The organism is Streptomyces sp. NPDC059564 (assembly GCF_042735575.1).
GTDB lineage: Bacteria > Actinomycetota > Actinomycetes > Streptomycetales > Streptomycetaceae > Streptomyces.
In genome coordinates this window covers 1-13,925 of the sequence record NZ_JBHWBP010000025.1, presented here as the reverse complement: position 1 = coordinate 13,925, position 13,925 = coordinate 1, and the positions used below count along the sequence as shown (strand labels likewise).

Sequence of the window (13,925 nt, the reverse complement as noted above, 5' to 3'; positions counted from 1 at the left end):
TCGGCACCCGGAGGGGGTGCGGCCGTACGAAAGGACCACCTCCCATGAACAGTCGGCACGCCGGGCGGCCGACGCCCAGCCGGGTCGTCACCGACTCCGGGGTCGACCATGTGCGCCTCGCCTACCACTACCTCGACACCGGGGACCTCGACGGCTACGGCTCCCTCCTGCACGCCGGCACCGCCCTCGGCGCCGACCTGGAGTGCCGGGGCGGCGCCGGGGCCGGGCACCAGATCACCCGGATCGTCGCCGAGGGCGACTGCGTGATCGCGATGGGCCGGCTGGCCCCGCAACAGAGCGAGTTCGTCGACGTGTTCACGCTCTCCGCCGAGGGCATGCTGCGCGACTGCCGCCGCTATTACCCCGCCCCGCCGCCCACCGGTCCCGGTGGCGACCGGGCCGAACTCCGCGTTCCGTAGGCCGGGTTCGCCGCGCGGCGCTATCGTGCCCGGCGGGGGAGAGCGGACGAGGGGGCGGGGTGGCGTGGCGGTGCGTTTTCTGTTCGTGCACGGTACGGGCGTGCGGCGGGAGCGGCACGACACGCTGTTCGCGCTGGTCAGGGGGCGGCTCGCGGCCCGCTTCCCCGGCGCGGCCGTCGACTCCTGCTTCTGGGGCGAACGCTTCGGCGCCGCACTGACCGCGGGCGGCCGCTCCGTACCCGGGCTGCGCGGACCCGGCCCCGAGGACGAGGCGACCGCCGAGTGGGGCCTGCTGCTGGCCGACCCGCTGTGCGAGCTGCGCGTCCTCGCCGAGGCCGGCTGGGACACGCCCCCCGCGAAGGACGGCGGCCCGGACGACGACGTCTTCGCGATGCCCGGGGTCCGGCCCGCCGGAGACCGGGTCCTGGAACTCCTGCACCACCTCACCCGGTCCCCGCAGGACGGCCCCGCCGACGAGCTGACCGCCCTCCTGCGCGGCACCGGCCTCGCCCCCGGCTTCCCCGCGGCCCTGGACGACGTCGCCGGGTCCCCCGAGGCCGCCCGGGCCGGAGCGCGGGCCACCGCGGAGCCCGAGGCCCGCGAGCTGGCCACCGCCCTCGCGCGGGCCGTCACCGCCGCCGCCCTCGCCGAAGCCGTCTCCGGGGCCGACGCCGACTGCACGGCCGCCGAGCGGGACCGGCTCGTCGAACTGCTCACCGCCCGCCTCGGCGGCGACGCCCGTGTCCCCGGCGCCCGCGCCGCCGCCGTCCTCGGCCGGCTCGCGCTGCGGGTCACCACGCAGCCCCTGCTCAACGCCTGGCGGGGCTCCCTCACCGTCGGCGCCACCCCCGCCCTCGGCGACATCCTGCGCTACCAGGCCCGGGGCGCGGACCTGCGGGCGTTCCTGCACGAGCGGATCACCGACCGTCCGGGCCCGACCGTCCTGATCGGCCACAGCCTCGGCGGGATCGCCCTGGTGGACCTGCTCGCCCTGGCGGCGGCCTCCGGCGGGCCCGTGCCCGGCGCCGAACTGCTGGTCACCGTGGGCTCGCAGGCCCCGTACCTCTACGAACTCGGCGCGCTCACCGCCCTCGCCCCCGGCAGCGCCCTCCCGTACGGCTTCCCGCGCTGGCTCAACGTCTACGACCGCCAGGACGTGCTCTCCTACCTCGCCGGCCCCGTCTTCCCCGGGGACCCGCGCGTCACCGACCACGAGATCAGCAGCCGCCAGCCCTTCCCGGCCTGCCACAGCGCCTACTGGAAACAGGCCTCCCTCTACGAGCGCATCGAACGGGCGGTGACCGAGGCGGGCATCGGGTGACACAGCCCGAGCCCGGCGCCCCCGAGCCCGGCGCCCCCGAGCCCGGCGCCCCCGAGCCCGGCGCCCCCGGCCTCCACGCCCCGGCCGGCGGGATCCTGCCCGCCACCCTCACCCCCGGCCGGACCTTCGCGCTGGTCGCGGGCGTGGAGACGTACGAGGTCAGCCACCACTGGAACCTGCGCGGCCCCGCCCGCGACGCCCTGCGCTTCGCCCGCTGGCTGACCGGACCCGGCGAGGTGCCCGCCGCGAACGTACGGCTGCTGCTGTCCCCGCTCGACGACCCCGACCACCTCGACTGGTCCGCCTCGCCCGCCCTGGCCGCGCTCAGGGACACCTGCCGGCCCGCGACCGAGGAGAACGCCAAGACCGTGCTGCTCGACGAACTCCCGCAGTGCGAAGGCGACTTGCTCTGGATCTTCTGGGCCGGGCACGGCTACCTCGACCGCCACCGGGAACTGATGCTGCCCTGCGCCGACGCCCGGCCCGGCCGGATCCGCCACCTCAACCTCGACTCCGCACTGCGCTGGTGGCAGACCGACCTCGTCAAACACCGCCGGTTCCCGCTCCAGGCCGCACTGGTGGACGCTTGCCGGGTCGACGCGCCCCGCGACACCCGCTGGAACTTCGGCAGCGCCGACTACGGCGGCGGCGCCACCGTCCCCGGGCGCCGCCAGTTCCGGCTCTACGCCTCCCGCGAGGGCGAGGCCGCCGGGAACGACGCCGAACGCGGCACGGGACGCTTCACCGAAGCCCTCCTCGCCGAACTCGCCGGCCGCTCCGCGCGCGACGGCGCCCTCGGCCTCCCGCGCGCCGCCCGCAGCATCCACCGGACCTTCGGGGAACTGCGCGAGCGCGGCGAGGGCTGGCAGCTCCCGCAGTTCATCGTCGACCGGGACTGGGACGCGAACTCCTTCCTCGACGACGACGACCCGCCCGTCCCCGCCCTGCCCCGCACCGCCCGCCTCGACCAGACCGGCTGGGACGGCCTCGGCGACCTGTTCGAGGGCCGGGACCTGCCCCGCTGCGCGTACGAGGCCTACGCGTGGGCGTTCAAGGCCGCAGGCTGCACCACCCCGGTGCACGGCGGGCTCCCCGCCGACACCCTCCTCGACGTGGTCTGGGACCTGGACCAGCGCCAGGGCGGCCCGGCCGGGCTGCCCCTCGCCGTGCCCTTCGTGCACTACCTCGCCGACCGGGCCCGCCGCGGCGGCCGGCCCGGCGAAGGCGCCGGCGACCCGGTCTGGGCGGCCCGGCTCGCCGCCTGGGTCCGCGACATCCGCCAACGCCTCGCCCTGCCCGCCCTGCGCCCGCCGCCCGGCCCCGTCACCCGCGCCGCCGCCCTGCACGTCCGCCTGGAGACCCCGGACGGCGACCCGGACGCCCTGCTGGCCCGCATGTGGCGGCGCGGCGAACGGGACCGGCTCGTATGGGAGTCGGGCAGCGAGCCGGTCGGGCTGGACACCGTACGCGGCGCACTCGTACGCGAACTCGCGCTCCTGGGCGCCACGTTGGGGGCGGGCGTGGACGCGGATGCCGGGCAGCCGTACGAGCGGGTGGAGCGCGTCGAGTTCCAGGTGCCGTACGAACTCCTGGAAGCGGACTTCGACCAGTGGCCCGTCCCCCGCCGGCCCGGCGGCCTCACCCGGCCCCTCGGCACGCTCTACCAGGTGTCCGTGCGCTGCCCGCAGGAGCGCGAGGACACCCGCACCGAGTGGCGCACCAGCTGGCGCTGGCTGTGCGCCCGGGACGGGCGCCACCCGGACACGGTGCGCGTGGTGGAGGACACCGAGGTCACCGACGCCCTCGGACTGCGGCTGGGCGCGCACCCGGCGCCCGCCTGCGTCCTCGGGCACACCTCGGCGGGCCGGACGGGCGCCCTGCTGGAGGCCCTGCTCGAAGGCGGCGTCCCCGTCGCGGTCTGGCGGCGCGGCGGCGGCACCCCTGCCGGAGGGCTCCCGGGGCCGAACGCACCGCCCCCGCTGTCCGAGCTGCTCGCGCCCGAGGCCGGACCCGCCGCCCCCGCCGTGTTCGGGCTGCCCGCCCGCGTGCGCGACGTGCGCCGGGCGGCCGCCGCCGGTCAAGAGGCGGAAGGGGCAGACCGGTTGGTGCTGTTGTGGGACGATCCCGAGGACGTGATCGACCTCCGCTCCCTGGCCTGACGACCGCTCGACACCGACGATGGAGGCAGAGGCAGTGGCGAAGGACTGGTGGCTTTACCAGGGCGCGGGCGGCGCCGAGGAACGCCGTGCCCGGCTGGAGGCCGGATCGCCCCCGCCCTGGCGGGACTTCACCGGTGTCCCCGACGAGGGTTACCGGCCGCCCGGGTGCGCGGGGGAGGCCTGGGAGCGGACCCGGCGGCGCGGCGAGGGCTACGTACCGGACGAGCCGGAGAAGGACGTCGTCAACACCGCCCTCCACCTGCGGCGGCCCCTGCTCATCACCGGCAAGCCCGGCGTCGGCAAGTCCACCCTGGCCTACAGCATCGCCGCCGACCTGGCCCTGGGACCCGTACTGCACTGGCCGATCACCAGCCGGACCGTGCTGCGCGACGGCCTCTACCTCTACGACGCCATCGGCCGGCTCCAGGAGGCCGGACTGGAACAGGTCCGCGTCCCCGGAACCCCGTCCGCACACCGCCCCGCCACACCGGCCGCCCCCTCCATCGCCCGCTACCTGCGCCTCGGTCCCCTCGGCACCGCCCTCCTCCCGCAGCGCACGCCGCGCGTCCTGCTCGTCGACGAGATCGACAAGAGCGACATCGACCTGCCCGGCGACCTCCTCACCGTCTTCGAGGACGGCGGCTTCGTCATCCCCGAACTGGCCCGGCTGGCCAAGGAGGAACCCACCGTCGCCATCGGCACCGACGACGACCCGGACGCCGCCGTCGCCGTCACCCAGGGCCGCGTCCAGTGCGGCTACTTCCCCGTCGTGATCCTCACCAGCAACGGCGAACGCGACTTCCCGCCCGCGTTCCTGCGCCGCTGCGTCCGCCTCCACCTCGACGCGCCCGGCCCCGAGAAGCTCGCCCGCATCGTGCGCGGACGCCTCGGCATCGACATCACGGCCGCGGACGGAGCCACGTACCAGGACCTCGTCCAGAGCTTCCTGGAACGCGCCGAGGACGGCGACCTCGCCACCGACCAGCTCCTCAACGCCATCCAACTGCGCCTGGCCGGGGCCTGGTCGGCGCCCGGCGACCGCGACCGCTTCCTCGCCACCGTGATGCAGCACCTGACCGGGCCCACCGCGTGATCGAGAGGCTCCTCGCCGCCTTCGCCGAAGGCGCCGGGGACGGCGGCGCGCCGCGCACCGACGTCGGGGCCGAGGAGATCGCCGACATCCTGTGGCTGGCCGCCCGGGTGGACGCGGCCGCCCCGCCACCCCGTGCGCAGGACGGCCCGGCCGCCGGGACCGCCGCACGGGAACCCGGCCCGCCGTCCCAGCAGGGACCCGTCCCCGTACCCGGGCCCACCGGAGCGCCGCCCGACGGGAGCGTCCAGCTCTTTCCGGCGAACGCGACCGCGACCGTACGCGAGCCCGCCCGGGCCGCCGACGCCGGCGGGCGGCGCGGCGTACCGCTGCGACTGCCGCGCACCGCCTCCCTCGACGACCCGCTCGCCCTGATGCGCTCCCTGCGGCCCGTCGGACGCCGCTCCATCGGCGGCCCCGGCGAGGAGCTCGACGAACAGCTCACCGTCGAACGCAGCATCGAGTGCATGGTCCCCACCCCCGTACTGCGCCCCGCCGAGAGCCGCTGGCTGGACCTGGCCCTCGTCGTCGACACCCACCACTCGATGCTGCTGTGGTCCGACCTCGTCGCCGAACTGCGCGGGATCCTCACCCGCAGCGGAGTGTTCCGCGACGTACGGACCTGGCAGCTCACCGGCACCGGCCCCGGCCACACCCCCATGCTCGCCCGGAGCCGCGGCGGACCGCCCCGCAACCCCCTGGAACTGGCCGACCCGGCCGGCCGGAGGCTGATCCTCGTCGTCTCCGACACCGTCGCGGACGGCTGGCAGCAGGCCCCGCTGCGCGGCATCCTGCGTCACTGGAGCACCCACAACGCCGTGGCGGTGCTCAACGTGCTGCCCGAACGGCTGTGGACCCGCGGCGCCGTGCGGCCCGTCCCCTTCGCCGTCCGCTGCGACCGCCCCGCCGCCGCGACCCGCTCCTGGCAGCGGGTCCCCGCCGCCCGGCGGTCCCGCGGCGGCGGCCCCGTCGTCCCCGTCGTCGGCATCGCCTCCGGAAGCCTGGCCCGGCTCGTGCGGGTGGTGTCCGGGGACGGGCGCTGGCGCCGCCTCGCCTGCCTGCGCCTGGACGCCGCCCCGGTGCCCGCCGCCGCCCCGCCGCCCGGCGGCCTCACCGCCCTGGAGGCCGTGGAACGCTTCCGGGCCGCCGCCTCCCCGACCGCCCAGCAGCTCGCCGCGCACCTGGCCGCCGTACCGCTGACGCTGCCCGTGATGACCCTCGTACGGCGCTCCCTGCTGCGCGGCTCCGAGCACGGGCACCTCGCGGAGGTGGCCCTGGGCGGGCTCTTCGCCCCGTGGGGGGACACCGAACAGCCCCTGGAAGGAGCCGAGTTCGAGTTCCTTCCGGGCGTACGGGAGGTCCTGCTCGGGTCCCAGCTGCGCGGGGACGTGGCCGCCGTGCGCGAACTCGTGCGCCGCCGGGTCTGGGAGTACCTCTCCCGCCACCGCGGCACCGGCCCCGACTTCTCCGCGACCCGCGTCACCGACGGCACCGAGGGCCGCCGCCACGTCCCCGACCGCGCCCTGCCCTTCGCGGAACGGCCCCGCCCGGACGACGCCGCGCCGGAGCGGCCCGAGCCGGGAACCGCCGTGCCGGAGCAGCCCGAGCCGGTGGGCGCCGCGCCGGACCGCTCCCAGCCGGAGCGCCCCCGCCCGCCGCTGGTCTCCATCCGGGAGGAGGGGCTGGCCCACCGCGTGGTCCGGGTGCGGTTCGAGCCGTCCGCGGAGCCCCGCGAGGTCGGCACCCTCCTCGGCCCCCGGCTGGTGCTCACCGCCGGGCACGTCGCGCGGCCGGGGGAGACCGTCGCCTGGGTCCGCCCGGGCGGCCGGGAGATCGCCTGCCGGGCCCTGTGGTGGGACGAGGGGACCCCTCGGGTGTTCCTGCTGGAGAGCGAGGAGGACCTCGTCGACCCGGAGTCACTGGCCCCGCTGTCCTGGACGGCCGCCAAGGGCCGGGCCGTCGTCGACGGAGCCACCGACCAGGGCGAGCCCGTCGCGCTGACCGGCGAGCTCGCCGCCGACGACGGCGGCCGCAACGGCGAACTCGTACGCCTCTCCGCCGAACCGGAGGACTGGACCCACTACCGGGGCGGGCCCGTCTCGTACAACGGCATGCTGGCGGGCGTCGTGCACGGCGTCTGGCCCGACCGCATGGTGTTCCTGTCGGGCCCCGCCCTGCTGGAGGACGAGGGCTTCCGCACGGCACTGGGCGCCGTCGGCCGCCCGCCGCACGGCACCCGCGATCCCGGCTTCCGGATGGCGCTGACGGTACGGGCGGGCGAGGGCATCCGCCCCCACGGCACCTCCGCCCGCGAACAGCTGACCGAGCTCCTGATCCGGGCGATGGCGGACGCCGCAGTGCCCGTACGGATCTCCGTCCAGCTGGTGCGAGAGCGGACCGTCACCGTCCTCCTCGACGCCCCGGCCGCCCTCGCCCAGGCGGGCCGGCTGCTGACCGCGCTGCCCCGGGCCGCCTCCGCGGGCAGCGCTGCCTGGCCCGAGGGCATGACCCCGCCGCTCGCCGTCGCCCTGGACATCCGCGGCGACGCCTCCGCCGATCCGTCGGACGGCGGACTCCTCGGGCACGAACGCGTACGCCGCCACCTGCGGGCGACGTGGCCGCCCGCCGAGATCGTCCTCGTCCTCCGCCCGCGCCTGCGCGAACAACTTGCCGAGCTGCTCGGACCGCGTGCGCTGAGCGGTCTCGAACGGCTCGGCACGGACACCCCGGGATGGATCCACCCCGGCCCCCCCGACCGGCTCGCCGATCTGATGACCGAGGCCGAGGACGCCCGGAGCGACGGGGACAACTGGCCCCGCTGCGGCTTCGACGCCTCGCCGGACCGTCCCTCGGGGTGCGCCGGCATCCGGATCCCGGGCCGCTCCCGCTGCCTGGCCCACCTCCCGCCCGATGCCCTGGACGCCCATCTGAACACCCTCGGCGCAGGCTCCCCGGTCGACTACCGGGGCACCACCTTCACGGGGGGCCTGCTCCTCCGCGTACTGGACGCGCTGCGCGAAGGACGGGTCGGCCCGGTCCGGCTGGGTGCGGCCCGGTTCACCGGCGCCGTCTTCGAAGACGCCTGGGAAGGCGCGGGGGCGGTCCTCGACGGGGAAGCGGACTTCACCCGCGCCCGCTTCGCGGCCGGTGCCCACTTCGACGGGGCCGCCTTCCGCGGCGAGGCCCTCTTCCGCCGCGCCGAATTCGCGGACGGGGCGGCGTTCGACGGGAGCGAGTTCGCCGGCCGGGCCGACTTCCGGGACGCCGTCTTCCGGTGCGACGCCGAGTTCGGCGCCGTCACCTGGCGGCAGGAGACCCGCTTCAGCGGCGCGGTCGTCGAAGGGGCCACGCGGCTGCACGACGCGGCCGCGCACGACACCGCGGACTTCAGCCACATGCTGTTCATGGGCCCCACCGACCTGGGGGCGGCAGCCTTCATGACGTCCGTGTCCTTCGCGCACGCGGTGTGGGAATCCGAGCTGTCCGCCCCCGGCGCGCGGTTCCACGCGTCGGTGTTCGAGCACGTGGTGTGCCAGGGTGCCGTCCGGTTCACGCACGCCCGGTTCGACGGGCCCGCCGGCTTCTCGCACAGCGTGTTCGAGGAGGAAGTCGGCTTCCACTCCTGCGCGTTCCGCGACGGGTTGTCCTTCGACCACGCCGTCTTTTCCGGCGCCTTCCGGTGGGAGCGGACGGAGGTCCTCGGCGGGGGCGCCGGATTCTCCCATGCCCTCTTCGAAGGTCCGGCGCTCTTCCAGGGCGTCGGCCTCGGCACCGACACCGGGTCCGGCGACTCCGGCTTGCGGACCTCGGTGTCCTTCGACCACGCCCGCTTCGAGGCGGGCCTCACCCTGCGCACCGCCCTCGACGAGCCGGCCGTCCGCACCGACGCCACCCGGGCCGAGGCACCGGACCTGCCGGACGGCTGGACCGCGACCGAATCGGACGGGACGTGGCAGATCCGACCGCCGCACCCCTCCGAACCCGGCGGGAGCTGAACCGCCGTACGGCATCCTGGGGCCACAACCGCCCCACCGGACACCGGAGTCACTCGTGCCACACACCCCGCCCGGCCGCCGCCACGTCCCCTTCGAGCGCCTGCACAACTTCCGCGACCTCGGCGGCTACCGGTCCGCCGACGGCCGCAGCGTCGCCTGGGGCCGGCTCTACCGGGCCGATTCCCTCGGCAAGCTCGACGGCGCCGACTGGGACCGCTTCCTCGGCCTCGGCGTCCGCACCGTCATCGACCTGCGCTACCCCTGGGAGATCGAGGCCAAGGGCCGCATACCGCAGCCCGAGCGGTTCGCGTACGCCAACCTCAGCATCGAGCACCGGCCCTACGACCAGGCCGACATCGACCCGGCCCTCGACCCCTGGCGCTTCCTCGCCGACCGCTTCGCCGAGGTGGCCGAGGACGGGGTCGAGGAGATCCGCCGGGCCGTCGAGCTCATCGCCACCGGCCCCGGCCCCGCCGTCTTCCACTGCACCTCCGGCAAGGACCGCACCGGCCTGATCGCCGCCCTGGTGCTCACCCTGCTGGACGTCCCCGAGGAGGAGATCCTGGCCGACTTCGCCCTCACCGAGCTCGCCACCGAACGCCTCGCCGCCGACTGGCGCGCCGCCCACCCCGGCCGCACCCTGCGCTGGCCCTCGTACGGCCGCGCCCCGGCCACCGTCATGGCCCTGGTCCTCGCCGACCTCACCAGCCGCTACGGCTCCCCGTCCGCGTACCTCACCGACACCGTCGGCATCACCCCCGACACCGTCGCCCGGCTGCGCGAACGGCTCCTGACGTAGCGTCAGCACCGCCCCGGCGGAGCGGCGGCCGGAAAACCCCGTGCCCCGCCCCGCCGCCGCTCGTAGACTCGCCCCACGCGCCGCCGACACGGCGGCGCGCATCCGTTGCCGAGTGAAGAGAAGGGGAACCGGGCCATGCGCACGCACCGCACCGCCGCCTCCGTTCCCCCGTCCCGGTACGACGTGATCCTGGTGTCCCGCAGCGCGCGGTAACGGCTGCGCGGCCGTCACCGTCCGCCCCTGACGCACGCACCACCTCCGGTCCCGCACACCCGCCCCGCCCCGCCCTGCCCCCTGCGCCCATCCGGGCCGCGGGCGGCCGGCGCCGGGTCGGGCCGGCCTGCGGACCGCCGCGTCCCGGGAATCGCGCCGCCCACGCTCCACCTCCACTCGGCACCGAAAGGCCCCGGGCCATGCGCACCGACCGTCCTGCCAGCACCGTCCGCACCCTCAACACCCCCAGCCCCCTCGGCACCGTCCGCAACCTGGGCATCCTCGCCCACGTCGACGCGGGCAAGACCACCCTCACGGAGCGGATCCTCTTCGCGACCGGCGCCATCCACAAACGCGGCGAAGTCCACAACGGCACCACCGTCACGGACTTCGACGCCCAGGAACGCGACCGCGGCATCACCATCTTCGCGGCGGCCGTCAGCTGCGCCTGGGGCGGACACCGGATCAACCTGATCGACACCCCGGGCCACGTCGACTTCGCCGACGAGGTCGAGCGCTCCCTGCGCGTGCTCGACGGCGCCGTCGCGGTGTTCGACGCCGTCGCCGGCGTCGAACCGCAGAGCGAGTCCGTGTGGCGGCAGGCCGACCGGCACGGCGTACCGAGGATCGCGTTCGTCAACAAGCTGGACCGGGCGGGAGCCGACCTCGACACGGCCGTCGCCTCCATCCGGGACCGGCTCGGCGCCGTCCCGCTGGTGGTCCAGCTGCCCATCGGCCGCGAGGACGGTTTCACCGGCGTCGTCGACCTGCTGCGGATGCGCGCCCTGCTGTGGCGCGCGGGCGGCGACACGTACGCCGTGGAACCGGTCCCCGAGCCGCTGCGCGAGGAGGCCGCCCGCCGCCGCCGGAGCCTGGAGGAGGCCGTCGCCGAACTCCACCCGGAGGCCCTGGAGGAGTTCTGCGCGGCCTCGGCACTCACCGGGCCCACGCTCGTACGGGCCCTGCGCGAGCTGACCCTCGCCCGGGAGGCCGTGGTGGTGCTGTGCGGCTCGGCGTACCGCAACCGCGGGGTCGAACCGCTGCTGGACGCCGTACGGGACTACCTGCCGGCGCCGTCCGACATGCCCCCGGTCCGCGGTACGGCCCCCGACGGCACGGAGCTCGAACGCGCCCCCGACCCGGCGGAGCCCTTCGCGGCGCTCGCCTTCAAGGTGACGGCGACCGCGACCGGACGGCTGACCTACCTGCGCGTCTACGCGGGCACCCTCCGCAAGGGCGACCCGGTACGCGACCCGGCGACGGGCCGCACGGAACGCGTCGGCCGGATCCTGCGCGTGCAGGCCGACCGGCACGAGGAGAGGGAGGAGGCGCTCGCCGGTGACATCGTCGCCGTGATCGGGCTCAAGGCCGCCGGAGCGGGCACGACCCTGTGCGCGCCCGGGGCGCCGCTGCTGCTGGAACCGCCGTCGGTGGCGGAGCCGGTGGTGTCGGTGGCGGTCGAGGCGCACCGCGGCACCGACACCGGCCGGCTCGCGGCCGCGCTGGCACGGCTGGTCGAGGAGGACCCCTCGCTGGTCGTGCGGTCGGACGCGGAGACCGGGCAGACCGTGCTGTCGGGGATGGGCGAACTCCATCTGGAGGTCGCGGTGGAGAAGATCCGCCGGGGTCACGGGGTGGAGGTGGCCGTCGGCCGTCCGCAGGTGGCGTACCGGGAGACCGTGGTGCGCGGGGTGACCGGCTTCGTGTACCGGCACGTCAAACAGGACGGCGGGGCGGGGCAGTTCGCGCACGTCGTCATCGACGTCGAACCGTGGGAGGAGGAGGGCTTCGCGTTCCGTTCGGCGGTCGTCGGCGGCCGGGTCCCGCAGGAGTACGCGCGCGCCGTCGAGGCCGGCTGCCGGGACGCCCTCGCCGAGGGCCCCCTCGGCGGGCACCCGGTGACGGGGCTGCGGGTGGTCCTCACGGACGGGGCGACCCACTCCAAGGACTCCTCGGAGATGGCGTTCCGTACGGCGGGCCGGTTCGCGCTGCGCGAGGCCCTGCGCGCGAGCACGCTGGAGCTCCTCGAACCGGTCGCGGAGGTCACGGTGACCCTCCCCGAGGACACGGTCGGGGGCGTCCTCGGCGACCTCGCGGCCCGCCGGGGCCGGGTCACGGCCTCCACCGTGCGGGCCGGGACCGCGGTGATCACGGCGACGGTGCCGCTGGCCGAACTCTTCGGCTACGCGTCCCGCCTGCGCGGCCGCACCCAGGGCCGCGGCACCTTCACCACCCGCCCCGCGGGCCTCGCCCCGGCCCCCCGCTGACCCACCCCGTCCGGCCCCCGTCCACCCGCGGCGGGGGCCGGAGCCATGTCAAGCCCCTGTCCAGGCGGGGTCCACCGCAGGGCCACCAGGGCCCCGGAACGCTCCCTTACATACCCCCCATGGGTATGCTACGTTGCTACGCGAAGGTACCCCCCAGGGGTATATGGCAGAGGAGGGTCAGGGCAATGTCAACCGTCAATCCCCGGCGCTGGTGGGCACTTGGCGTGCTTGCCACCGCACAGTTCATGGTGATCATGGACACCTCGATCATCGGAGTCGCACTCCCCGAGATGCAGAAGGACCTCGGCTTCTCGCAGGGCGAGCTGCAGTGGGTCTTCAACGCCTACGTCATCGTCTTCGGCGGGTTACTCCTGCTCGGCGGCCGGCTCTCCGACCTGTTCGGCGCGCGCAAGATCTTCGCGACCGGCTGGGTCACGATGATCGTCGGCTCGGTGCTCGCCGCCGCCGCGCAGACCGCCGCCGTCGAGATCGCCGGCCGCGCCGTCCAGGGCGTCGGCGGTGCGCTGATCGCCCCGTCCGCCATGACCCTGCTGATGATGCTCTTCGGGCACAACCCGAAGGAGCTCGGCAAGGCGATGGCCCTCTACGGCGCCGCCGCGCCCGCGGGCGGTACCGCCGGCGTGTTCCTCGGCGGGGTGTTCACCGAGTGGGTGAGCTGGCCGTGGGTCTTCATCATCTACGTCCCGATCGGCCTCGCGACCCTCGCCGCCACCAAGCTGCTGCCCGCCGTCCAGGCCCGCCGCGGCAGCGTCGACGTCCTCGGCGCCGTCGCCGTCACCGCCGGGCTCGCGCTCGCCGTGTTCGCCGTCGTCCGGGCCCCCGAGGTCGGCTGGGGCGCCACCGCCACCGTGCTGGAGCTGATCGGCGCGGTCGTCCTGCTCGCCCTCTTCTTCGTGGTCCAGAAGACCGTCCGCGAGCCGCTCATGCCGCTCGGCGTGTGGCGGATCCCGCGGCTCGGCTCGGCCAACCTGGCCATGACGCTGCTGGGCGCCGCCTGGATCCCGATGTGGTACTTCCTCAACCTGTACCTCCAGCAGGTACTCCACTACGGCGCCTTCGCCTCCGGCGCCGCGCTGCTCCCCATGACCGTGCTGCTGATGATCTTCATGACGGCGATCACGGCGCGCCTCCTCGGCCGGTTCGGTGCCAAGCCGCTGATCGCGGGCGGTCTGCTCGTCCTCGCCGCCGGTCTGGTCTGGCTGTCCACCGTCGAGCCGACGGGTACCTTCCTCGTCGACGTCCTGCCCGCCTCGCTCGTCGCCGCGCTCGGCATGGCGCTCGCCTACATCCCGGCGATGATGGCCGCGATGTCCGGCGCCCCGCAGGAGCAGGCCGGTCTGGCCTCCGGCATCGTCAACACCACGTACAACGTGGGCTCGGCCCTCGGCCTGGCCGCGCTGACCGCCCTCGCCACCACGCAGGGCGCCGGCGAGCTGGGCGACCTGCCCGCCCTCACCGACGGGTTCAGCGCCGCGTTCCTCGGCGCCGCCGCCATCGCGGCCGCCGGTGCGGTGATCACGTTCCTCACGATGAGGGGCGACAAGTCCGCCGCTGCCGCCACCGCCGCATCCGACGCCCCGGCGCCGCGCGGCGAGACGGCGGGGGTGTGACGGACGGGGTCAGTCCGCGCCCGCCCATGGG

8 protein-coding genes are annotated in these 13,925 nt (G+C 75.7%); all 8 read left to right on the top strand.

Going from position 1 to position 13,925, the window contains the following annotated elements:
* Positions 1 to 44 precede the first annotated feature (44 nt).
* The 8 genes from ACFV0Q_RS07775 to ACFV0Q_RS07740 all read left to right on the top strand — a co-directional run bounded on the left by ACFV0Q_RS07775 (position 45) and on the right by ACFV0Q_RS07740 (position 13,894).
* Positions 45 to 419, top strand: coding sequence for a nuclear transport factor 2 family protein (locus tag ACFV0Q_RS07775; protein WP_385002039.1), 375 nt, complete (start codon positions 45 to 47; stop codon positions 417 to 419).
* A 64-nt stretch (positions 420 to 483) separates the two neighbouring features.
* On the top strand, positions 484 to 1,740 hold the full coding sequence (locus tag ACFV0Q_RS07770) for a hypothetical protein (protein WP_385002037.1): 1,257 nt from the start codon (positions 484 to 486) through the stop codon (positions 1,738 to 1,740).
* On the top strand, positions 1,737 to 3,899 hold the full coding sequence (locus ACFV0Q_RS07765; RefSeq protein WP_385002034.1) for a hypothetical protein: 2,163 nt from the start codon (positions 1,737 to 1,739) through the stop codon (positions 3,897 to 3,899). Before ACFV0Q_RS07770 ends, ACFV0Q_RS07765 begins: the two co-directional genes overlap by 4 nt.
* A 19-nt stretch (positions 3,900 to 3,918) precedes the next feature.
* The gene (locus tag ACFV0Q_RS07760; RefSeq protein WP_385002031.1) at positions 3,919 to 4,992 is read left to right on the top strand and encodes an AAA family ATPase; all 1,074 of its coding nucleotides are present in this window, start codon (positions 3,919 to 3,921) and stop codon (positions 4,990 to 4,992) included.
* Entirely contained in the window at positions 4,989 to 8,984 is a 3,996-nt protein-coding gene (locus ACFV0Q_RS07755; protein ID WP_385002028.1) for an SAV_2336 N-terminal domain-related protein, read from the top strand. Before ACFV0Q_RS07760 ends, ACFV0Q_RS07755 begins: the two co-directional genes overlap by 4 nt.
* Positions 8,985 to 9,039: 55 nt before the next feature.
* Positions 9,040 to 9,783 (top strand): tyrosine-protein phosphatase, encoded by a 744-nt coding sequence (locus tag ACFV0Q_RS07750; RefSeq protein ID WP_385002025.1) that lies wholly within the window; start codon positions 9,040 to 9,042, stop codon positions 9,781 to 9,783.
* 413 nt (positions 9,784 to 10,196) lie between these two features.
* Positions 10,197 to 12,263 (top strand): elongation factor G, encoded by a 2,067-nt coding sequence (gene fusA, locus ACFV0Q_RS07745; RefSeq protein ID WP_385002022.1) that lies wholly within the window; start codon positions 10,197 to 10,199, stop codon positions 12,261 to 12,263.
* Between the two features lie 185 nt (positions 12,264 to 12,448).
* Positions 12,449 to 13,894 (top strand): MFS transporter, encoded by a 1,446-nt coding sequence (locus ACFV0Q_RS07740; RefSeq protein ID WP_385002019.1) that lies wholly within the window; start codon positions 12,449 to 12,451, stop codon positions 13,892 to 13,894.
* The last annotated feature ends 31 nt before the right edge of the window (positions 13,895 to 13,925 follow it).